Source organism: Rhizobium sp. N731 (assembly GCF_001664145.1).
In the GTDB taxonomy this organism is placed as follows: domain Bacteria; phylum Pseudomonadota; class Alphaproteobacteria; order Rhizobiales; family Rhizobiaceae; genus Rhizobium; species Rhizobium esperanzae.
Window position 1 is genome coordinate 2,957,281 of the sequence record NZ_CP013601.1, and the last position, 22,133, is coordinate 2,979,413.

Annotated in this window: 20 protein-coding genes; 11 read left to right on the top strand and 9 right to left on the bottom strand. The window is 61.9% G+C overall.

What is annotated here, in order from left to right; translation table 11 throughout:
* Positions 1 to 101: 101 nt before the first annotated feature.
* The gene (locus AMK02_RS14575; RefSeq protein WP_064803838.1) at positions 102 to 1,043 is read left to right on the top strand and encodes a lytic transglycosylase domain-containing protein; all 942 of its coding nucleotides are present in this window, start codon (positions 102 to 104) and stop codon (positions 1,041 to 1,043) included.
* Between the two features lie 45 nt (positions 1,044 to 1,088).
* On the opposite strand, the gene AMK02_RS14580 is transcribed toward AMK02_RS14575, so the two are convergent.
* Entirely contained in the window at positions 1,089 to 2,510 is a 1,422-nt protein-coding gene (locus AMK02_RS14580) for a serine hydrolase domain-containing protein (RefSeq protein ID WP_064803840.1), read from the bottom strand.
* Between the two features lie 195 nt (positions 2,511 to 2,705).
* Between AMK02_RS14580 and AMK02_RS14585 the strand changes: the two genes are divergently transcribed.
* The 5 genes from AMK02_RS14585 (at position 2,706) to AMK02_RS14605 (ending at position 7,882) form a co-directional block, all read left to right on the top strand.
* Positions 2,706 to 3,950 (top strand): DUF3419 family protein, encoded by a 1,245-nt coding sequence (locus tag AMK02_RS14585; protein ID WP_064803842.1) that lies wholly within the window; start codon positions 2,706 to 2,708, stop codon positions 3,948 to 3,950.
* Positions 3,947 to 4,621 carry a class I SAM-dependent methyltransferase gene (locus AMK02_RS14590; protein WP_064803844.1) on the top strand — a complete coding sequence of 225 codons (675 nt, stop codon included), beginning with the start codon at positions 3,947 to 3,949 and terminating at the stop codon, positions 4,619 to 4,621. Before AMK02_RS14585 ends, AMK02_RS14590 begins: the two co-directional genes overlap by 4 nt.
* A 127-nt stretch (positions 4,622 to 4,748) precedes the next feature.
* Positions 4,749 to 5,546, top strand: a complete 798-nt coding sequence (locus AMK02_RS14595; RefSeq protein ID WP_064803846.1) for a glycoside hydrolase family 25 protein — start codon at positions 4,749 to 4,751, stop codon at positions 5,544 to 5,546.
* An 81-nt stretch (positions 5,547 to 5,627) separates the two neighbouring features.
* Complete coding sequence (locus AMK02_RS14600; protein ID WP_064803848.1) at positions 5,628 to 6,848, top strand: lytic murein transglycosylase; 1,221 nt, start codon at positions 5,628 to 5,630, stop codon at positions 6,846 to 6,848.
* 128 nt (positions 6,849 to 6,976) lie between these two features.
* Positions 6,977 to 7,882: a DMT family transporter gene (locus AMK02_RS14605; RefSeq protein WP_064803850.1), complete on the top strand. Its 906-nt coding sequence runs from the start codon at positions 6,977 to 6,979 to the stop codon at positions 7,880 to 7,882.
* 452 nt (positions 7,883 to 8,334) lie between these two features.
* Here AMK02_RS14605 and metF read toward each other — a convergent pair whose 3' ends face one another.
* The 4 genes from metF to AMK02_RS14625 all read right to left on the bottom strand — a co-directional run bounded on the left by metF (position 8,335) and on the right by AMK02_RS14625 (position 12,915).
* Positions 8,335 to 9,237, bottom strand: coding sequence for a methylenetetrahydrofolate reductase [NAD(P)H] (gene metF, locus AMK02_RS14610; RefSeq protein ID WP_020921810.1), 903 nt, complete (start codon positions 9,235 to 9,237; stop codon positions 8,335 to 8,337).
* A gap of 1 nt (position 9,238) precedes the next feature.
* Positions 9,239 to 10,264, bottom strand: coding sequence for an ArsR/SmtB family transcription factor (locus AMK02_RS14615; RefSeq protein WP_064806250.1), 1,026 nt, complete (start codon positions 10,262 to 10,264; stop codon positions 9,239 to 9,241).
* 163 nt (positions 10,265 to 10,427) lie between these two features.
* On the bottom strand, positions 10,428 to 12,077 hold the full coding sequence (ettA, locus tag AMK02_RS14620; protein WP_011426118.1) for an energy-dependent translational throttle protein EttA: 1,650 nt from the start codon (positions 12,075 to 12,077) through the stop codon (positions 10,428 to 10,430).
* 97 nt (positions 12,078 to 12,174) lie between these two features.
* Complete coding sequence (locus AMK02_RS14625) at positions 12,175 to 12,915, bottom strand: ribonuclease T2 family protein (RefSeq protein WP_064803852.1); 741 nt, start codon at positions 12,913 to 12,915, stop codon at positions 12,175 to 12,177.
* A 226-nt stretch (positions 12,916 to 13,141) separates the two neighbouring features.
* Between AMK02_RS14625 and AMK02_RS14630 the strand changes: the two genes are divergently transcribed.
* Genes AMK02_RS14630 through AMK02_RS14645 form a run of 4 tightly spaced genes read left to right on the top strand, consistent with a single transcriptional unit; the run spans position 13,142 to position 17,935 of the window.
* Positions 13,142 to 14,071: an alpha/beta fold hydrolase gene (locus AMK02_RS14630; RefSeq protein WP_064803854.1), complete on the top strand. Its 930-nt coding sequence runs from the start codon at positions 13,142 to 13,144 to the stop codon at positions 14,069 to 14,071.
* A 33-nt stretch (positions 14,072 to 14,104) separates the two neighbouring features.
* A complete protein-coding gene (locus AMK02_RS14635) occupies positions 14,105 to 15,061 on the top strand; it encodes a DMT family transporter (protein WP_016733615.1) in 957 nt (318 codons plus the stop codon).
* A 16-nt stretch (positions 15,062 to 15,077) separates the two neighbouring features.
* Positions 15,078 to 16,280 (top strand): CaiB/BaiF CoA transferase family protein, encoded by a 1,203-nt coding sequence (locus AMK02_RS14640; RefSeq protein ID WP_064803856.1) that lies wholly within the window; start codon positions 15,078 to 15,080, stop codon positions 16,278 to 16,280.
* A complete protein-coding gene (locus tag AMK02_RS14645) occupies positions 16,277 to 17,935 on the top strand; it encodes a thiamine pyrophosphate-binding protein (RefSeq protein ID WP_064803857.1) in 1,659 nt (552 codons plus the stop codon). The genes AMK02_RS14640 and AMK02_RS14645 overlap by 4 nt, the downstream gene beginning before the upstream one ends.
* A 39-nt stretch (positions 17,936 to 17,974) precedes the next feature.
* Here the strand turns inward: AMK02_RS14645 and AMK02_RS14650 are convergent, their stop codons facing one another.
* The 3 genes from AMK02_RS14650 to AMK02_RS14660 all read right to left on the bottom strand — a co-directional run bounded on the left by AMK02_RS14650 (position 17,975) and on the right by AMK02_RS14660 (position 19,642).
* Complete coding sequence (locus AMK02_RS14650) at positions 17,975 to 18,319, bottom strand: RidA family protein (RefSeq protein ID WP_064803859.1); 345 nt, start codon at positions 18,317 to 18,319, stop codon at positions 17,975 to 17,977.
* A gap of 72 nt (positions 18,320 to 18,391) precedes the next feature.
* Complete coding sequence (locus AMK02_RS14655) at positions 18,392 to 18,730, bottom strand: TIGR01244 family sulfur transferase (RefSeq protein ID WP_064803860.1); 339 nt, start codon at positions 18,728 to 18,730, stop codon at positions 18,392 to 18,394.
* A gap of 72 nt (positions 18,731 to 18,802) precedes the next feature.
* Positions 18,803 to 19,642: a DUF4432 family protein gene (locus tag AMK02_RS14660; RefSeq protein WP_064803862.1), complete on the bottom strand. Its 840-nt coding sequence runs from the start codon at positions 19,640 to 19,642 to the stop codon at positions 18,803 to 18,805.
* Between the two features lie 255 nt (positions 19,643 to 19,897).
* On the opposite strand from AMK02_RS14660, the gene AMK02_RS14665 reads away from it, so the two are divergent.
* Positions 19,898 to 21,298: a L,D-transpeptidase gene (locus AMK02_RS14665; protein WP_064803864.1), complete on the top strand. Its 1,401-nt coding sequence runs from the start codon at positions 19,898 to 19,900 to the stop codon at positions 21,296 to 21,298.
* Positions 21,299 to 21,373: 75 nt separating this feature from the next.
* On the opposite strand, the gene AMK02_RS14670 is transcribed toward AMK02_RS14665, so the two are convergent.
* Entirely contained in the window at positions 21,374 to 22,072 is a 699-nt protein-coding gene (locus AMK02_RS14670; protein ID WP_064803866.1) for a ParA family protein, read from the bottom strand.
* Positions 22,073 to 22,133 lie beyond the last annotated feature (61 nt).

The following is a 22,133-nucleotide window of genomic DNA, read 5'->3' on the forward strand; positions in this document are numbered from 1 at the left end:
TGCCGGAATGCAACGAATAAGTTAATGGGGTCATCGGGTTTAACCTTTTTAGTAACTTTTATAACGCTGCCGGGGCGGCGCGATTTCACGAAAGTGACGGAATGGTAGCGATCGGATTGTCCGGCCTGAAACGCGGTCTTGTCGTTTCCACGATGCTCTGCTGCGGCGTGATCACCGGCTGCACGAGCGTCGAATATACCTCTCAGGCCGAACTGACAGCTGCTCAGACAGTGGTGCCGACGCCGAAGCCCGGCGAAGATGCGATGCTCGCCGCGGTCCCGACAGCGGAAGGTGCTGCCGGCCAGGCAATCGCCGGTACCGGTCTTCCCCAGGCAGCTCCCTCGCTCACCGCAACGGCTATGCCGACTGCGCCGGGCTCCCAGCCTGCCGATCTGACCATGCAGGCCGGCATACAGCCAGCGGCCTACGCGCAGATCCCGTTGACGCCTGAGATGACGGCGATCCAGTCCGTCGTTCCGACGCCGCGCCCGGGAACCCCCGCGCCGCCGGCAACGCAGCTTGCCTTCGCCGCCACGCCGCAGAACAGCGCGCTTGCAGCACTTGCCGCAGTCGACACCACGCCGCGCTCCATGGATTACGGCTTCGACGAGTCAGGACCGATCGATCCGCCGACGGCTCCCCCGATGTTCAGCGACGACGACAGGGACGATGCGCCGACGGTCGAGAAGAGCTTCGTCACCAAGCTCATCCAGAAATATTCGAAGATCTACGAAATTCCCGAGACGCTGCTCCACCGCATCGTCCATCGCGAGAGCCGCTACAATCCGAAGGCTTACAACAAGCGCGGCTATTTCGGCCTCATGCAGATCAAATACAACACCGCCAAGTCCATGGGCTATGACGGTGCGCCGGGCGGCCTCTTCGACGCCGAGACCAACATCAAATATGCCGCAAAATATCTGCGTGGCGCCTGGCTCGTCTCCGACAACAAGGAAGACGACGCCGTCCGCCTCTATGCGCGCGGCTATTATTACGACGCCAAGCGCAAGGGCATGAACGACGTCGCCCAGGGTAATTACTGAACCGGGCCTCTGCCGAAACAACCCAATTGAAACAGCGGTCATAGCCTACGGCTGCGGCTGAGCCTGCCGTTGTGATCCGGCCTGCTGTTGCGGCGCTCCCGATTGCGGCAACGCCGCCAGGATCGCCTTCAGAAGCGTTTGCGGCTGATAGCCGAGCCAGCCCGGCGTCAGCCCGAGCCGGACGACGACCAGATTGGCGGAAGGCACGATCGCCATGCTCTGCCCGTCATGCCCCGACAGCCAGAACGTATCCTCCGGCAGCCCGAACGCGGCGTTCGAGCTGCCGGGCGCAAGCCACGCCTGGCCTTGCGTATAGCGGCCGTTCGACGCTGCCGTCGGCGTGCGCATGGCGCCGACGAAGCCCTCCGGCAACAGCCGCTGGCCGTTCCATACCCCATCCTGCAGCAGGAACTGCCCGAAGCGTGCCCAATCATGCGCCGTCGCGTAGAGATAGGAGCTTCCGACAAAGGTGCCGCGCGCGTCGAGTTCGAGGACCGCACTCGTCATGCCGAGCGGCAAGAAGAGCGCGTCGTGCGGATAGGAGAAGGCTGCCGGCGCATTGCCGACTCTGTCCATCCAGATGCGCGACAAGAGCACCGCCGTGCCGCTCGAATAGCGGAAGCGCTGACCCGGTGCCGCCTCCATCGGCGCATTGGCCGGCAACGACACCATGTCGGGGTCGAGATAGAGCATGCGCGTCACGTCAGCGACGTTGCCATAGTCTTCGTTGAACGCCAGGCCGCTCTCCATGCCGAGCAAGTCGGATACCTTGATCCTGGCGCGCTGATCGTCCTTCCACTGCGCCAGCAGATGATCATCGTCGAAGGAAATCTTGCCATCGAGCATCAGCCGGCCGATGATGGCCGCATTCACCGTCTTCGTCATCGACCAGCCAATCAGCGGCGTCTTCGCTGAAAATCCGGAACCATAGGCTTCAGCGACGATTCGGCCATCGCGCACCACCACGATCCCCCGCATGGCCGGGCCGGCAAGCCCTGTATCGTTAAGCACCGCAGCGATCTTTTCGTCCCGACCGCCGACACCCTCGCCTTCCGGCCACAACGCCGCGTTCGCCTCCATTCTGGCCGGCGCGTCGAAAGCTACCGCATTCACCGCCGCCTCGAAATCGCCGTCGGGCACGCTCGTGCAGCCGAAAGCGCCGCGGTAGAGTGCGTGGCTCGAAGCAAACAGCCCCAGGAAGCGCGCGGTCACACGGTTGCTGTCGCGGTCGACGCTGACGCGCACGAGCCGCAGCAGCGGATTTCCCGGCGCCTGCACGTCATCCGCCAGGACGTCTTCGGCGTTACGGCCGGCAATGAAGACATTGGAGCAAACGATCTTGGCGGCATAGCCGTCGCCGACGCGCAGAAGCTCCGGCGGCCGGACGAACAGCCAGGCAGCGCCGGCAACGACGATGAGAACGACAAGGAAAGCAAGCGCCTTCAGGATACGCAGGACAAATCGCATGGCATTCCTCCGAATGCCCCGGAGAGAAGCAGGAATTCCGCCTGCCGGAAAGGGCGCGACGCGAAGAATATTCCGTCACCACGATCACTTTCCGAGGAGGGCAGTGTTTTCGAACGGCGCAGGCCCACAGCCCGCGTCATCAAACTGTAGCAGTGGCGCGCTACACGCCCTGAACGCTAAAAAGGTGACAGACTCATGTCAGAATTTGCACCGGATGCCGGCTTCCGCAAGAACCGGAAACTCAAGGACGCCCTTCTCCGCCACAAGGCTTTTTCGAAGGAGGGCTTCTCCGAGCGTCTCTTTGGTCTTCTCTTCTCCGGCCTCGTCTATCCACAGATCTGGGAGGATCCGGATCTCGACATGCAGGCGATGGAGCTGAAGCCCAATCATCGCATCGTCACCATCGGCTCCGGCGGCTGCAACATGCTCGCCTATCTCTCCAAGGCACCGGCCTCGATCGACGTCGTCGACCTCAACCCGCACCATATCGCCCTGAACAAACTGAAGCTCGCCGCCTTCAAGCATCTGCCCGATCATACGGATCTCGTCCGCTTCCTGGCGATGCCGAACGAGAAGTCGAACAGCCGCGCCTTCGACCGGCATCTTGCCGCCAATCTCGACGAGGCGACCCGCAGCTATTGGAACGGCCGCAAATTCGGACGCCGCCGCGTCACCGTCTTCGACCGCAATATCTATGAAACCGGCTTGCTCGGCCGCTTCATCGGCGCAGCCCATCTCCTTGCCCGTCTGCACGGCGTCAAGCTACGCGAAATGACCAAGACCCGCTCCATCCGCGAGCAGCGCCAGTTCTTCGACGAGCAAATCGCCCCCCTGTTCGAAAAGCCGGTCGTACGCTGGATCACCGGCCGCAAAAGCTCGCTCTTCGGCCTCGGCATTCCGCCGCAGCAATATGACGAGCTCGCAAGTCTTGCCGCCGATCATTCGATCGCGCCGGTGCTGAAGTATCGCCTGGAAAAGCTCGCCTGTCATTTCCCGATGCGCGACAACTATTTCGCCTGGCAGGCCTTCGGCCGCCGCTACGGCACCGAAGAAGAAGGCCCGCTGCCGACTTATCTGAAGCCGGAGCACTACGAGGTGATCCGCGCAAATGTCGACCGCGCCAACGTCCACCACGCAAGCTTCACCGAACTGCTGGCCCGCGAGCCGGCGGCCTCCCGCGACCGTTACATCCTGCTCGACGCGCAGGACTGGATGACCGATGGCCAACTGAACGACGTCTGGCGGGAAATCACCCGCACGGCGCGCGAAGGCGCGCGCGTGATCTTCCGCACCGCAGCCGAAAAGAGCATCATTGAAGGCCGCCTATCTCCGTCGATCCGCGATCAGTGGGATTACTTCGAAGAGAAATCGCGAGAGCTGACGGCGCTCGATCGCTCGGCGATCTACGGCGGCTTCCATATTTACGGGAAGAAGGCGTGAGCAAGGTCGGCACCGAGACGGCAGGAAAGAGCGATCAACATGCCAGCCTGATGGATGGCATGTACCGCTACCAGCGCCATATCTACGACCTGACCCGCAAATATTACCTCCTCGGCCGCGACAGCACGATTCGCAATCTCGACGTGCCTGATGGCGGCACGCTGCTCGAAGTCGGCTGCGGCACCGGGCGCAACATGGCTTTGGCCCACAGGTATTTCCCGAGTGCCAAGCTGTTCGGCCTCGACATTTCCCAGGAAATGCTGATCTCGGCGCGCAAGACCTTCGCTACGAAAGCGACAATCCCGGAATTCCGCGTCGCCGACGCCACGGCGTTTACGCCGCGCGAATTCGGCGTCAGCGGCTTCGACCGCATCCTGATTTCCTATGCTCTGTCGATGATCCCGGACTGGGAACGCGCCGTCGATGCGTCTATCGCCGCACTCAATCCCGGCGGCCAGCTGCATATCGTCGATTTCGGCCAGCAGGAAGGCCTGCCGCGTTGGTTCCGCCGCATGCTGCAGACCTGGCTTGCAAAATTCCACGTCACTCCACGCGCCGATCTGCAGGAGATCTTGGAAGCGCAGGCCGAGGAACACAATGCGCGATTGTCCTTCGAAACAGTCGGCGGCGGTTACGCCTGGCGGGCGGCCATCATCAGCAGGCGCTCATAATTCGCTTGAAACTAACCGATTTTTTACGTTGATATGATGAAAAGAGGGTTATTCCTCTGCTGGGCTCGTCATTTTCGAAGGTCAGGCTGTGGGGCAAAGAGATCATTCGGTTCACGACGGGATACCCATGCGCCGGCTTTTGTTTTGCGTTCTGCCCCTGGCCAGCCTGCTGGCGGGCTGTTCCTCCTCCGGTCACGACTATCTTGAAACCGCATCGATCAAACCGAAGACGCGCTTCCAGGACACCGATCCGCAGGATTTCGGCCCGAAGCATCCGCAGCAAAATGCAATCCACGGCATCGACATCTCCAAATGGCAGGGCGATATCGACTGGGCGACGGTGAGGAATTCCGGCGTCGCCTTCGCCTTCATCAAGGCGACGGAAGGTAAGGACAGGGTCGACCCGCGCTTCGATGAATATTGGCGCGAGGCGCGCGCCGCCGGCATCCCGAACGCCCCCTACCATTTCTATTATTTCTGCTCCTCGGCCGATGAGCAGGCCGACTGGTTCATCCGCAATGTGCCGAAGGAGGCCATGCGCCTGCCGCCGGTGCTCGACGTCGAATGGAACGCCGAATCGAAGACCTGCCGCTACCGCCCCGACGCGAAAACCGTACGCTCCGAAATGCAGCGTTTCATGGACCGACTGGAGGCCTATTACGGCAAGCGCCCGATTATCTACACCTCGGTCGATTTCCACCGCGACAATCTCGCCGGCTACTTCCAGGACTATCATTTCTGGGTCCGCTCGGTGGCAAAACATCCCGAGGTGACCTATTCCGACCGCCGCTGGGCCTTCTGGCAATATACCTCGACCGGCGTTATTCCCGGCATCAAGGGGCCGACCGACATCAACGTCTTTGCCGGCAGCGCAAAGAACTGGAACAATTGGGTCGCGGCCGTTTCCAAGGATAGAAATTCTTAGTAACGTCTTTCAATCTTTCTTGCTTCCGTCACATTCCTCTGTGAAAGCGACGGGCATCCATTTGCTATAAGGACCGCATTCATGCACCGCTCGCTCACAAGCCGCTCTGCACTCGCCCTCCTGTTTGCCCTCGCTATTGCAGGCGGCGCGGCCGCCCAGCAGGCGCCAGCGGCCTCGGCTCCGGCAGCCCCCTGCGGCGGCGATCTGTCTGCCTTCCTCCAGGGCGTCAAGGCTGATGCGGTCGCCGCAGGCGCCAGCGCCGCAGCCGCCGACGAGGCGCTGGCCGGCGCCGAAATCGATCCCAAGGTCCTGAGCCGGGATCGTGCCCAGGGCGTCTTCAAGCAGACCTTCCTCGAATTCTCACAGCGCACCGTCAGCCAGGCCCGCCTCGACATCGGCCGCCAGAAGATGAAGCAATATGCCGAGGTGTTTGCCCGGGCCGAGCAGGAATTCGGAGTTCCCCCAGGCGTCATCACCGCATTCTGGGCGATGGAAACCGATTTCGGTGCCGTCCAGGGCGATTTCAACACCCGCAATGCCCTGGTGACGCTGTCGCACGACTGCCGCCGCCCGGAGCTCTTCCGCCCGCAGCTGATCGCCTTGATCGAGATGGTCGAGCACGGCGACCTCGATCCCGCCACCAATACCGGCGCCTGGGCCGGCGAAATCGGCCAGGTCCAGATGCTACCGCGCGACATCATCGCCTATGGCATGGATGGCGACGGCGACGGCCATATCCACGTGAAGCAGAGCGGCCCGGACGCCGTCCTGACGGCGGCGAAATTCATCCAGCACCTCGGCTTCGAGCGCGGCCAGCCCTGGCTGCAGGAAGTCACCGTGCCCGACAACCTGCCCTGGGAGAAATCCGGCCTCGGCGGCACGATGAAGGCCGGCGAATGGTTCGCGCTCGGCGTCAAGCCGCGCGACGGCAACACCGCTTTCGGCGATCTCGAAGGCGATCTCGTGCTGCCGCAGGGCCGCATGGGACCGGCTTTCATCGCCTACCCGAATTTCAAGATCTATCTCGAATGGAACAAGTCGTTCATTTACACGACGTCGGCTGCCTATTTCGCCACCCGCCTTTCCGGCGCTCCGACCTATCTCAAGGGCGCACCGGAACAAGGGCTTGCCAACGACCAGATGAAGACGCTGCAGACCAAGCTGCAGTCGCTCGGCCACGATGTCGGCGAGATCGACGGCATTCTCGGATCCGGCACGCGTATCGCGATCCAGAAGGAACAGCAGCGCCTGGGCATACCGGCCGATGGCTGGGCGACGCCTGCCCTTCTCAACGCTCTCTGATCGCCACTGACACTCCCGCCGCTCGCTTCGCAAGAAACGGGTGGCGCCGCTTATCCTCCGCGTTAAAGCATAATGGTGAGGAGCGCCGCCGGGTCTAAACGATGCGGCTTTGGATGGAGGAAGACGGCATGGACAGCAGAATGAGTGCCTGGATCTGGAGCCTGCTGCTCCTGCTTGGTCTTATCTGGGGCGGCTCCTTTTTCTTCGCACGCATCGCCGTTCAGCATATCCCGCCACTGACGCTCGTCTTCCTCCGTCTGCTGCTGGCCGGGCTGGCGCTGCACGTCTATATCGCCGGCCGTTTCGATATCTATCCGACTCTGAAAGCCCGCTGGCGCGAATTCCTGATCCTCGGGCTGATCAACAATGCCCTGCCGCATGCGCTGATCTTCTTCGGCCAGACCCGCATCGGCGCCGGCCTTGCGGCGATCCTGAACGCGACGACGCCGATCTGGACCGTGCTGATCGCCAATTATCTCACCTCCGACGAAAAGTTGTCCTCGGCCAAGATCGCCGGCTGCCTCGTCGGCCTCGCCGGAACGATCGTGCTGGTCGGCCCCGGCCTGTCGGCCAGCGGCCAAGCCCCCCTCTGGGCGCTGCTGCTTCCCGTGCTTGCCGCCATCTCCTACGGGTTCGCGGCGACCTACGGCAAGCGATTCAAGGACGTTCCGGCACCAGTCACCGCAGCCGGCCAGTTGACCGCGTCCTCGTTGATCACTTTGCCGCTGTCGCTGCTGGCCGATCGCCCCTGGACGCTCTCCTTGCCGCCGCTCGATATCCTGCTCGCCGTCCTGGCACTGGCGCTGGTGTCGACCGCCTTCGCCTACATTCTGTATTTTCGGATCATGGCGGCGGCAGGCGCCACCAACGCCTCACTTGTCACCCTGCTGGTGCCGCCAAGCGCCATCCTTCTCGGCGTGCTTTTCCTCGGAGAACGGCTGGCGGTTGGCGAATTCGCCGGCATGGCGCTGATCGGTTTCGGCCTTGTCATCCTCGATGGCCGCGCCTACCGCCTGCTGGTGAAAGCCGCGTGAGAGCTGGCTGTATATTCCTATGTTTTCAACCGATTGTCGATCTGCCCTGTTTCAGGCACATAGGTAAATTCCCAATCGCCCGATTTAACGACGCGTTAAAAACTGTGAACAAAAATAAACGCGAAATTATCTCGTTTTATCAAAAGCTTGTGAAAACTGCATTCGACTTATCCACCGGCCGCTTCGGCAGCGCAGCATAAAATCCGCTTTTCAACCGACATATTTCAGACATAATATCGGCCGGTTAACGCGAGGAGACAGACATGGGACTCACGCAATCCTTGAATGTTCTGTTGGTCAGTGCAGCGTTTGCTTTCGTCCTGTCCATGCTCTTTATCTGAGCTGACGGGCTGGTAACGCTGATAGTGCCTAAACTCCCCTGATCAATCCGCCAACGAAAAAGCGCATGTCCCGCCCGACATGCGCTTTTTCACTTTTGAACGTCTAGAGAATCAAGCGGCGGCGCCCGCGCTCTTTGCCGCCCGGCGGGAGTAGCCGAGATTGTCGAGCACCGCGGAAACCAGCGGTGCGCGGTTCATCGTATAAAGATGGAAATCACCGATGCCTCGGCGGACGAGATCCTCGATCTGCTCGGCAGCAACTTCGGCCGCGACCTTTGCCCGATCCTCGGGCTTGTCGTCGAAGCCCGCGAAGCGCTCGTCGAGGAAGGCGGGTATGACCGCGCCGCAGGCGCCGGCGAAACGCTTCAGCTGCGTCAGGTTCTGGATCGGCATGATGCCGGGCACGATCGGGATCGAGATGCCGGCGGCGCGCACCCGCTCCAGGTAGCGCTCGAAATTGTCGTTGTCGAAGAAGAATTGCGTCAGCGCCCGGTCGGCGCCGTTGTCGGCCTTGCGCTTCAGCATCTCGATATCGGCGGCCGTATCACGGCTTTCGGGATGCTTTTCCGGATAGGCGGAGACCGAAATCTCGAAATCACCGACCGACTTGAGGCCGGCCACCAGTTCCGCAGCATTGGCGTAACCGCCGGGATGCGGCTGATAGGGCGCCCCGACGCCGCCAGGCGCATCACCGCGCAACGCCACGAAATGCTTTACTCCGACCTTGCGAAACGTATCGATCATTTGATGCGTTTCCTCCTTCGTCGCACCGACGCAGGTCAGGTGCGAGGCGGTGGCAAGCGGCGTCTGCGACAGGAAGCGCGTCACCGCCGAAAGCGTCGGCGCCTTGGTGGTGCCGCCGGCGCCATAGGTCACCGACACGAAATCCGGGTCCCAATCCTGCAGCTTAGCGACGGTATCCCAGAGCTGCCCTTCCATTTCTTCCGATTTCGGCGGAAAGAATTCGAAAGAGATTCCGAAGTTGCGCCCGCGTCCTTCGTTTTTCAAAGCCATGTCATACTCTCCCGGCAATTGTAGGTTCGGCGCCTTCGCTTAGTTGCGAAGCCATGAGGCGCCTCGGATCGCGCGCGAGCCAGACGGTGACCGTCAACCCTTGCCCGCCCTGCTGACCCGGATGAAGATCGACGACCTGCTCGACGTCGAGCCCGGCCTTGCGCAGCCAGTCGGACATCGCCTGGTGCGAAAAGCCGAGACGGACATGGGCATGTTCGTCACGAAGATATTCGAGCGTGTGCGGCGCGAGGTCGATAACCACGAGCCGCCCGCCCGGTCGCAGCATGCGCGCCGCCTCCGCGATCGCAATCTCCGGCTGGTCGAAGAAATGCAGCACCTGATGAATCGTCACCAGGTCGAAATCCTGCCCCTCGAACGACAGGTTGAGGATATCGGCGTGGCGCACCGTCGCCTTGGTGATACGCGACTTGTCGAGATTAGCGCGCGCCACGCTCAGCATGTCGCGGCTGGCGTCGACGCCGATAGCGCGGCGATAGAGCCCGGACAGGAGTTCGAGGATGCGGCCGGTGCCGGTGCCGAGATCGAGCAACGAATCGATCGGCTGGTTGCCGAGCAGGCGGATGACGGCGGCGTCGACCTCCTCATCAGCCGCGTGCAGGCGGCGAAGCTCGTCCCACTCCGCGGCGTTGCGGCTGAAATATGCCTGCGCCCGCTCGGCCCGCTGGCGCTTGACCTGCGAAAGCCGTTCGCCATCGCGAAGAATGGTCGGATCATTCTCGGAGACATGTTTCAGCAGCGCCCGCACGAGCATGGCCGCCTTGCCGTCCTGCTTGAGGCGGAAATAGGCCCAGGCGCCTTCTTGGTAGCGTTCGATCAGTTCGGCCTCGCCGAGCAGCTTCAGGTGGCGGGAGATGCGCGGCTGGGATTGACCGAGAATTTCGGTCAGATCGGTGACCGTTAGATCGCCACCGTCGAGAAGCGCCAGAAGGCGCAGACGCGTGGGCTCGCCGGCCGCCTTCAAGACGTCCACCAACCCATCCAGTCCCAGCTTCAAAGGTTCGCTCATCATTGGCCCAATCAAGATATAAAGATATCTTTATGTGATTTGAAAAGCGGTGGCAAGCGGCAATTCACACTGTTCGCGAAATTGCCTGCGCAAATTGCGACAGGGTCTGACATGAAAAAGCCCCGGCCGAACCGGGGCTTTCGCAAGCAGAAATGAAGCAGGATCAGCGTGTCAGGCGCTTATGGGCCTGGCTGCCCGGGTTCAGCGCATCCGGGCCGAGACGGCGGATCTTGTCCTGCTCGTAGTCCTCGAAATTGCCTTCGAACCATTCGACATGGCCCTCGCCTTCGAAAGCCAGGATATGCGTGGCCAGACGGTCGAGGAACATGCGGTCGTGGCTGATGATGATGGCGCAGCCGGCGAAATTCTCAAGCGCGTTTTCGAGAGCGCCGAGCGTTTCCGTATCGAGGTCGTTGGTCGGTTCGTCGAGCAGCAGAACGTTGCCACCGGCCTTCAGCATCTTGGCGAGGTGCACACGGTTGCGCTGACCACCCGAGAGATTGCCGACCTTCTGCTGCTGGTCGCCGCCCTTGAAGTTGAAGGCGCCGCAATAGGCACGCGAGTTCATGTCGAACTTGCCGAGCTTGATGATTTCGGCGCCGCCGGAGATTTCCTCCCAGACCGTCTTGTCGGCGGCCAGCGCATCGCGGCTCTGGTCGACATAACCGAGATGCACAGTCTCGCCGATGCGGATCGAGCCGCTATCCGGCTTTTCCTGGCCGGTGATCATCTTGAACAGGGTCGTCTTGCCGGCGCCGTTCGGGCCGATGATGCCGACGATGCCGCCCGGCGGCAACTTGATCGACAGGTCGTTGATCAGCGTGCGACCCTCGAAGCCTTTGGTGATGCCTTCCAACTCGATGACCACCTGGCCGAGCCGTTCGCTCACCGGGATGATGATCTGCGCGTCGCCGGGACGCTGCTTCTCGGCCGCCTCCACCAACTGCTCGTAGGATTTGATACGCGCCTTCGACTTGGCCTGGCGAGCCTTCGGGCTGGAAGCAATCCATTCCTGCTCGCGGCTGATCGCCTTCTGGCGCGATGCCTCTTCGCGGTTTTCCTGCAGCATGCGCTTGGCCTTGGCCTGCAGATAGGCGGAGTAGTTGCCTTCGTAAGGGATACCGCGGCCGCGATCGAGTTCGAGAATCCAGCCGGTGACGTTGTCCAGGAAGTAGCGGTCGTGGGTAATCATCATCACGGCGCCGGGATAGTCGCGCAGATGCTTTTCGAGCCAGGCGATGGTTTCGGCATCCAGATGGTTGGTCGGCTCGTCGAGCAGCAGCAAATCCGGCTGCGAGAGCAGCAGGCGGCAGAGTGCGATGCGGCGGCGCTCACCACCGGACAGGCTGGTGACCTCGGCATCGCGCGGCGGGCAGCGCAGGGCTTCCATCGCCATCTCGACCTGACTTTCCAGATCCCAGAGGTTCTGGCTGTCGATGATGTCCTGGAGCTTCGCCCCCTCTTCCGCGGTCTCGTCCGAATAGTTCATCATCAATTCGTTATAACGATCGACGATCGCCGTCTTCGCGGCAACACCTTCCATGACGTTCTCGAAAACCGTCTTGGTGGGGTCGAGTTTCGGCTCCTGCTCGAGATAGCCGACCGTGGCACCCTCGGCGAGCCAGGCTTCGCCGGTATACTCCTTGTCCTGGCCCGCGATGATGCGCAGCACAGTGGATTTACCGGCCCCGTTCGGTCCGAGGATGCCGATCTTGGCATCCGGGTAGAAGGAAAGGTGGATGTTCTCCAGGATCTTCTTGTTGCCATAGGCCTTGTTGAGGCCGGACATATGATAGATGAATTGACGTGCCATGCTGCGCTGCTCCGGGCGGGAAACTTCGTTTCGTGCCGCTATGTAGGCGAAACAACGCCTGTGAGCAACGCCGAAACCCGTTTACGCCGGATTCCGGTCAGTAGCCCGCCGCATCGACAACGCCCTCGTCACAGCCGAACGAGGTTTTTCCCGCCCCCTGGATCAGATCGGCAAGGCCCGCGCTTTTTGCCGATGCCGCTCCCGCATCCGCAGACAGGCCGATCGTCAACTCGCTGATCACCCTGACATTGCCAGCTCGCCGGCAGCTCATCTTGACGCGCTCGCCCGCACCCGGCCCGAAGCTCTTGTCGAAAGCAGCCTTGATCGCTTCGGCCTTGACCGTCTTGCCGATATTGGCGGCGAAGAGGTCGCGCACGGCCGATGCGTTGAGAGCATCCACCAGATGGACACCGACGCCGAAATAATCCTCCACACTCAATTTCGTGCAGGTCCCATGCTTTGTCCATTCGTGCCGTTCAAGGCCGGACTGCGTGCCGGGCATCGCCTTTGCCAGCGCCGCCTGCGTTTCGGCCGAAAGCGTCACTTCCGGCAATGCAGCCCATTTACCATCCTTGTCGGCAGCCTTCTGGTCGTCGCTGACGCCGCAATAATCCTGCCGCATCGGCCAGAGGCCGTGCAGCGAGAAATTCGTTGCGTCGTGGCGCTCGCCGGTCTGGCTTGCGCATTCGGCCTTCTTCTGGTTCGTCTGACAGAAGGCGGGCTGCCAGCTCGCCGCAAGAATGAAACGGGTGCGTCCGTCGGCCTCCTGCGCCATGGCGGCGCCGGCAAAGGCTATCGATACGGCGAACGTCAAGGTACGCAACTGCATGCTGCTCATTTCAACCCCCATATAAGAACAATGCACGAACAGATAAGCACAAAGAGTAAACATCAGCAACCCTGAATCGCAACGCTCCCGTATTTTGTTATCGATTGCATCTAACGCTTTAAAGTCACACAAAGGACGTTCCATCACTTTGAGTTGAAGCATGATTCCTCAAATCGATTTCGCATTAAGAAATTATGCGCTAGCGATCTGTTCTGCTGCGGCAGGGAGGATCCGAATGTTTTCTGAAACGCAATGGCTCTCCGTGCCGGGAGCATCGCTGGCCTATCACCATGCCGAGGCGACCGGCCCCGCTTGCGGCATTCTGCTGATATCGCATGGCTTGGCGGAGCACTCGAAGCGGTATCGCCGCTTTGCCGAGGCAATGGCGGCGCGCGGCTATCACGTTTATGCCCACGATCACCGTGGCCATGGCGAGACGACAGCGCCCGATGCCCCGATCGGCCGCTTCGCGCGGCGCGATGGCGTCGAACGGGTGATCGGCGACATCATTGCCATGCGCGCTCACGCGGTCTCGCGCCATCCCGGCCTGAAGGTGATCCTCTTCGGCCATTCGATGGGTGGCCTCATCGCGCTCAATGCCGCCGTCACCGCCCCGGACGACTTCAACGCGGTCGCCGTGTGGAATTCGAATTTCGCGGTCGGTTTTGCCGGCCGCGCCGCCCAGGCGATCCTTATCGCCGAACGCATGCTGAAAGGCTCGGACGTCCCGAGCGGCCTCCTGCCGAAACTCACTTTCGCAGCCTGGGGCCGGTCCATTGCCAACCGCCGCACGGAATTCGACTGGCTGTCGCATATGCCCGGCGAAGTCGACAAATATGTCGCCGACCCTCTTTGCGGCTTCGATGCCTCGGTTTCGCTCTGGCTCGACGTCTTCGAACTAACCTTCCGCGCACCGCAAATGATCCATCTCGACCGGCTGCGGCGCGACCTGCCGATCCATCTGGTCGGCGGCGGAGAAGATCCGGCGACCGAGCGAGGAAAAGCCGTGATCTGGTTGTCAAACCATTTGAAACGCCAGGGCTTCTCCCGTATCAGCACTGAGATATATCAGGACACGCGGCACGAAACGCTGAATGACACCGGCGCAGAGGCAGCCATTGCCGCCTTCGCGGACTGGTGTGACGGCGCGGTCGGCAAAAGCTGAACGGCCAAAATCCCGGATGATGAGAATCCCACCATGAACAGCACCTCCGCCCGGCCGGTTTCATCCCCCTCCGACGTGACGATGGGGCTTGCGCTGATGTTTCTTTCGGTGATGTTCTCGCCGCTCATCGACATCTTCGCCAAGCTCGCCGTCGTCACCGTGCCCTCCGCCGAGGTCACCGCCGGCCGCTTCGCGGTGCAGGCTCTCTGCATGCTGCCGATCGTCATATGGCGGCGCAGCTTTGACGATTTCTCCTGGCGCCAGAGCCTGTTCCATGCCATCCGCGGTCTGATCATTACCATCTCAATGATTTGCTTCGTCACCACGCTGAAATATATGGCGGTCGCCGACGCGATCGCGATCTTCTTCGTCGAGCCGATCATCGTGACGATCCTCGGCGGCATTTTCCTGAAGGAAACGATCGGCTGGCGGCGCTATACCGCTTGCGGCGTCGGCTTCTTCGGGGCGATGCTGATCATACAGCCGAGTTTCAACGAAGTCGGCTACATCGCGCTCCTGCCCGTCCTCACCGCGCTCTGCATCGCCATTTTCGTGCTGATGACGCGCGTCCTGTCGCACAAGGAAGATCCCTGGGCAATGCAGTTTCAGATGGGCATCTGGGGCCTGATCTTCTGCGCCGTCCTGCTTTTTGCCGGCGATGGCAGCGGCTCCGATATCTTCGATCCCGTCATGCCCGTAGGCAACGCCTGGTTCTATGTCGCCGGCGTCGGCGCCATGGCCGCGATAGCGGGCATCTTCGGCGTCTACGCCTATCGCGCCGCACCGGCTTCGACGCTGGCGCCGCTGCAATATTTCGAGATCGTCTCGGCCACGATCTTTGCCTGGCTTGTTTTCGGCGACTTTCCGGATGCGATCAAATGGCTCGGCATCATGATCATCATCGCCTCCGGCATCTACATCCTCTGGCGCGAGCGCCGCTTTGCTTCCAAACCCGTATCCGATACATCTGAGGTGACGCTGGCGCCGTAGATTGCCTGGGAGGACCATGACCGAGAGCCTGACGAAAAAACCGCCGCTTGCCGGTATCCGGGTGATCGAGCTCGCCCGCGTGCTCGCCGGTCCCTGGGCCGGACAGATGCTCGCCGATCTCGGCGCCGATGTCATCAAGGTCGAAAATCCCGATGGCGGCGACGATACGCGCCAATGGGGCCCGCCCTTTGTCGAAGGTGCCGACGGCGAAAATCTCTCGGCCGCCTATTACCATGCCGCCAATCGCGGCAAACGCTCCATCGCCGCCGACCTGAAAAGCCCGGAAGGCCAGGATCTCGTCCGCCGGCTGGTCTCCACTGCTGACGTGGTGATCGAGAACTTCAAGGTCGGCGGGCTCGTCAAATATGGGCTCGATTACGACAGCCTGCGCAAACTGAACCCGAAGCTCGTTTATTGCTCGATCACCGGCTTCGGCCAGACCGGCCCCTATGCCAATCTGGCCGGCTACGATTACATCGTCCAGGGCATGTCCGGCTTCATGTCGATTACAGGCGAGCCGGACGGCCAGCCGATGAAGGCAGGCGTGGCGATCGCCGATATCTTCACCGGCATCTATGCCGTCTCGGCGATCGAGGCGGCCCTGATCCATGCCTTGAAAACAGGCGAAGGCCAGCTGGTCGACATGGCGCTGCTCGATGTGCAATCGGCCGTGCTCGCCAATCAGAACATGAACTACCTCGTCTCCGGCGCTGCACCGACCCGGCTCGGCAACGCCCATCCGAATATCTCGCCCTATGAGGTCGTGCCGGCGGCCGATGGCTACCTCATTCTTGCCGTCGGCAATGACGGCCAGTTCGCTCGCCTCTGCGGCATCCTCGGCCTTGAGGCGATTGCCGGCGACGAACGTTTCGCCACCAACAGGGCCCGGGTCGGCAATCGGGCCGAACTGCGCCGGCTCGTTTCGACCGAGACGCTGAAATGGCAGAAAGCGGATCTGTTGAAGGCTTGTGAGGAGAACGGCGTTCCTGCCGGCGCGATCAATACGATCGAGGAGATGTTCGCCGATTCGCAGGTGCGCGCCCGCGGTCTGCGCATCGACCTTGCGGATGCCGCGGGCACACTCATCCCGGGGGTCAGGACGCCGGTGGTGCTGTCCGAGACGCCGCTGCATTACGTCAGGCCGAGCCCGCGCCTCGACGAACACAGAGAAGAAATTCTGGCGGAGCTCGCCGAGCGCGAGAGGGAGGCATCGTCATGAAGAGGACCGGTGGAGAACTGATCGTCGAGGCGCTGAAAGCCAATGGCGTCAAACGCCTTTCCTGCGTGCCCGGCGAGAGCTTTCTTGCGGTCCTCGATGCCCTGCGCGATAGCGATATCGACGTCCTCGTCTGCCGTCAGGAGGGCGGAGCGGCGATGATGGCGGATTGCTGGGGCAGGCTGACCGGCGAACCCGGCATCTGCATGGTCACCCGCGGCCCCGGCGCCACCAACGCTTCAGCCGGCCTGCATATATCAAGACAGGACTCGATCCCGATGATCCTCTTCATCGGTCAGGTGCAGCGCGAAGCCCGCGAGCGCGAGGCCTTCCAGGAGGTCGAATTCCGCCGCGCCTTCACTGAATTCGCCAAATGGGTGGGCGAGATCGACGATGCCGCCCGCATTCCCGAATTCGTCACCCGCGCCTTTGCGATCGCCACCTCCGGCCGCCCCGGCCCCGTGGTGCTGACGCTGCCGGAGGATATGCTGCGCGACGAAGTCGAGGCGCCCGGCGCCAAGCGTCACACGAGCGTCGAGGCGCATCCCGGCCGCAGCCAGATCGACGATCTCTATAGAAGACTGCTGAAGGCCGAGCGGCCGATGGTGATCCTCGGCGGCACGCGCTGGGATGAAGATGCCGTCGCCGATTTTGCAGGATTTGCCGAGCGTTTTCAGCTTCCCGTCGGCTGCTCCTTCCGCAGGCAGATGCTGTTCGATCATCTGCATCCCTGTTACGCCGGCGATGTCGGCATCGGCATCAATCCTGTCCTCGCCAAGGAAATAAAGGAAAGCGACCTGCTGATCCTTCTTGGCGGTCGGATGTCGGAAATGCCGTCCTCGTCCTATACGCTGATCGATATCCCCTACCCCCAGCAATCGCTGGTGCACGTCTATCCCGATCCTTCCGAACTGGGACGCGTCTACCGCCCGGATCTCGCCATCTGCGCCGCTCCCTCCGATTTCGTCGCCGCACTCGCCGATCTCGAAGCGCCGGCCGAGCCGCACTGGGCGGAGCGCACTGAGCGCATGCACCAGGCCTATCTTTCCTGGTCGAAACCGCCGGCAACTGGTCCGGGCGCCGTCCATATGGGCCCGATCATGGAATGGCTGGAAGCCAATACCGGGCCGGACACGATCTTCACCAACGGCGCGGGCAACTACGCCACCTGGCTGCACCGCTTCCATCGTTTCCGCCGCTTCAACACCCAGGCCGCGCCTACCTCCGGCTCGATGGGTTACGGCCTGCCGGCGGCGGTGGCCGCCAAGCGGCTCTTTCCCGAGCGCGAAGTCATCTGCTTTGCCGGCGATGGCTGCTTCCTGATGCACGGCCAGGAATTCGCCACCGCCATCCGCTACGATCTGCCGATCATCGCGATCGTCGTCAACAACGGCATGTACGGCACGATCCGCATGCACCAGGAGCGCGAATATCCCGGCCGCGTCAGCAGCACCGATCTGACCAATCCCGACTTCGCAGCCCTTGCCCGCGCCTATGGCGGCCACGGCGAGACGGTGGAAAGCACGGAGGAATTCGCTCCCGCCTTCGAGCGCGCGCGCGCAAACGGAAAACCGGCGATCATAGAGGTCAAACTCGATCCGGAAGCGATCACACCGACCAGAACGCTTTCGGAAATCGCGCAAACAAAAAGCCGGTAGGGTCGCCCACCGGCCTTGAGAGACGGAACTGCGGCGATCTTAGTCGAGCGCAGCCGTAACGATGAACTCGACCTTGTATTTCGGCGCGGCGAGCTTGGCTTCGCTGGTGGCGCGTGCCGGCGGATTGGCCGGATCGATCCAGGCTTCCCAGGCTGCGTTCATCTCGCCGAAATAAGCAATGTCGGAAAGATAGACGAGGGTCTGCAGGATCTTGGACTTGTTGCTGCCGGACGCTGCAAGCAGACGGTCAACCTCCGCAAGCGCAGACTTGCACTGATCGGTGACGCTTTCGCCCTCGCCGACCTGGCCTGCGAGATAAACCGTGTTGCCGTGAGTGACGGCGCCGCTCATGCGTGCGCCGACGTCGATACGCTTAATGCTCATTATCGTCTCCTGAGTGAATGGAAGTGGCGGCGCTGCGCAGCAGCGCCTGAAAATCAGCGCCTCGTACGACGCTCAATTGCGGATATGGTGGGTTTTCTGGTAGATCGCCGTCGACCGCGCGCCCGAGCGGCAGTAGCCGAGCATTGGCCGCGGGAATTCGTCCAGCGCATCGACCATGCCCTGCACCGCCTCTTCGGTCACGCCCATCGGTCCAACCGGGACATGGGCGATATCGAGTCCGAGCTCTTTGGCACGCGCCTCGATGACGGAGAATGATGTCTGGTCGGGGCTTTCATGATCGGGGCGATGGCAGACGATCGATTTGAAGCCCAGCGCCTTGATCTCGTCGAGGTCCTCAAGCGTGATCTGCCCCGAAACCGAATATTCATCGTCGATCTGGCGAATATCCATCGTCTTGTCTCCTCAAAGATCGTGGGCTGATGGTCTACGACGGGAGGCCCGCAAGCGTCAACAACACTTCACTCACAGGAACGCAAAGGTGAGCTCATAGCTGCGGCTTTCGCCCGGGGCGAGCATGTTGAATTCACCTGCCGCCTGAAGCTCGTCGCGCGTGACCCAGCGATGCGACACAGGCTCGATGCCGAGAATATGGGCGGGCGCCTTCTGGTTCCGCCAGACCTGCAGATAAGGCAGCGTATCGGCGCGGAAGCGCACGCTGAGCGTCCTGCCGCCGATTGCGGCGATCGGCCCGAGCCGGACTTCCGCCAGGCCCTCCTCCGTTGCCGTCGCCGGCACACAGAAGATGCCGCCCGGCTCCTCGCCGAATGTCCAGGGGAAGCCGCCATTCTCCAGCATCCGGCCTTCGAGCCGCGTGCCGTCGTCCAGCCATTTGCCGCCGACATTCATATGGTACATCAGGAAGGTCGGCACCACCTGATCGCTGGTATTGATAATCCGGTCTTCGAGCCGCACCTCGCCGGTCGCCCCGTCGATCCGCCACAGCCGCTCGATGCGCTGCGGCAATCCCTCGACCCTGGTGATGTCGATATCGGCGCGGCATTCGGCATTGCCATTCTCGTATTTCTTCCACAGGATCTTGGCGGCGTGGCCGGAGGCCGATCCGTGCAGCGGATAGACCTTGCCGTCGGCCCGGCCGGCGATCGGCTGGCGATGGCGGATATGGTCCGGGCCGCAGGTGAAGAGGAAACCTTCGAGCGAGTGATCGATTCGCGGATCGCCATCGTCCGGAATGGCGCGCTTTGGCGCAATATCCACGCCGTCGACGATGCATCCACCGACATCCAGCACCGATGTTTCGTCCAGCATCAGGCGCGGCCCGCCTGCAGCGGCAAATTCGATCATCTCGGGTCTCCTCAAGGATTTATCGGCCGCCGTAGCGTTAGGTTTCGCACTGGCTTTCGTCAATCGCGCCGTTCTCCTCTTGCGCTTTTGCCGCAACCGTGGATTTTGCGGAACGGACACAAGGATGCAAACGTTTATGAGTAAAAGGAAATCTTAGGGATTTTCATATTTTGTTCAGCACGCTTTCATAAATTCCACACTAGCGTCAAAATTCGCGGGTGTGTGTCGGCCCAGTCACTGTTCGAGGTGTGAGACGTGAATCGCTTTTTGAAGTCGGCATTTTCGCTTGCGGCCGTGCTGGCAGCCGTTGCGGCTGCAGCACCGCAGGCCGGCGCGCAGCAGTTTCGTGACCGTCGCCAGAGCGATGTCGTGCTGGTCACGCCGAACGGCGAAATCCTCGATTATGTCCCCCGCGGCTTTGCCTATGCCCGCGATCGCAGCGGCAACCGCGTGCTGATCGACGCCTACGGCAATGTCGTCGCCACCGAAATGCGCGCCCGCGGCTACTATCCGCCCCGGCCCGGCTCGCGCGAGGTCTATGCCGACCAGGGCGGCAATGATCCCTACTATGCCGACGACAACCCCTATGGCGATACGCGTTATTCCGAGCGCGGCGCCGTCACCGGCGGCATTCCGCGCGACGCAGCGATCGAGCGCCTGCCGCTCGGCGAGGAGCCCTATCCGGACGACAACAGCATCGGCAATCCGCAGTCGGGCGACGATTACGCCTCGATCGATCCCGATCAGCAGATCCCGCCCGCCGACGCGCCGAAGGCAGCACCCGACGAGCCCGTGATCACGCTGAAGAACAAGTCGAAGCCCGAGATCGTCGCGCTGCAGGTCTTCCTCGACCGCGCCGGCATCTCTCCCGGCGTCATCGACGGGCATATGGGCTCGAACGTCACCAAGGGCATTTATGCTTACGACCAGATGACGGGATCAAAGCTCGACCCCAACGACACCGATGCCATTCTGGAAGAGCTGCGCATGAACGGCGGCCTGCCCGTCGTCAGCTATACGATCACGCCGGCCGATGCCGCTGGTCCCTTCGTCGCGGAGATCCCTGAAGATTATTCGCATAAGGCGCTGCTGCCGTCGCTCGCCTATACCTCGACCACAGAAATGCTGGCCGAGCGTTTCCATATGGACGAGGCCTTCCTCAAGGAAATGAACCCCGGCGCCGATTTCAGCGTTCCCGGCACGGTGATCAAGGTCGTCAATCCCGGTGAAGCGAAGACCGGCGAGGTCGCCCGCATCATCGCCGACAAGGGGCGCAAACAGGTTTTCGCCTATGACGGCGCCGGCAATCTCATCGCCGCCTACCCCGCTTCGATCGGCTCAACCGACACCCCCTCCCCGTCCGGCACGGTGACGGTCGAGCGCGTCGCGTTCAATCCCGGTTATACCTACAACCCGAAGATCAACTTTCAGCAGGGCGCCAACGACAAGATCCTCAACATTCCCCCAGGCCCGAACGGCCCGGTCGGCACCGTCTGGATGGCGCTTTCCAGGCCGACCTACGGCATCCACGGCACGCCGGAGCCCTCCAAGATCGGCCGCACCCAGAGCCACGGCTGCATTCGGCTGACCAACTGGGATGCGACCGAGCTTGCGAAAATGGTCAAGCCCGGTGTGACGGTCGAATTCGTCGACTGAGCCAAAGCCAGACTGATCACAAACGATAAGGCCGCCGGATCGCTTCGACGGCCTTTCTGTTCCATGCTTGGGTATTCAGGCCGCCGTCGCCATGCGGGCCGAGGCTATCAACCGAACAGGCACCTTGCGCATGATTTCCTCGGCGAAACAGGTGGCGTTCTCACGCGCCTTGTCGAGGTTGCTGACCCGCGTGGGGTCCATGGTCTGCAGCGTGCCGCCACAGTCGAAGATGTCGCGGAAGGCCGAACGTTCGATGATTGCCGTGTCCAGCACCGGCACGTGCCGCTCGCTGAGCAGCGACTTGACGAGCTGCAGCGCCCGGGTCGTCACCATCGAGTTGACGCGGGTCAGCACCACCGAATGGCCGATCTTTATGCCGGCCTTCTCGTCCAGATATTGCAGCAGCTCGAGCACCTGCGCGCCGCCGCGCGCATCCATGGCACAACCCTGGATCGGGATCAGCACGTGGTCGGAAAGGCCGACGGCGGTGGCAAGCAGCGGATTGCGTGCGCCCGGCAGGTCGACGATGAAATAGTCGGTATTATGCTTGTTCTCGCTGATATGCTGCGGCAGTGAGGCGGTCGTCACGAAATCGATCACCGAAATATTGGGCACGTGCCCTGATATCTCGTGCCAGCGTGAAATCCAATGCTGCGGATCGGCATCCAGAATGGTCACGCGATAGCCCTGACGGGCAAGCTCGGTCGCGAGCAGGAGAACAGCGGTCGTCTTGCCGGCGCCGCCCTTGGTGTTTGCGAAAGTGATGACAGGCATGTTCGGTCCTCGAAGGGAAAATGGCGCGAGCCGGCATCGCTCTTTTGCGCACCGTCGGAGC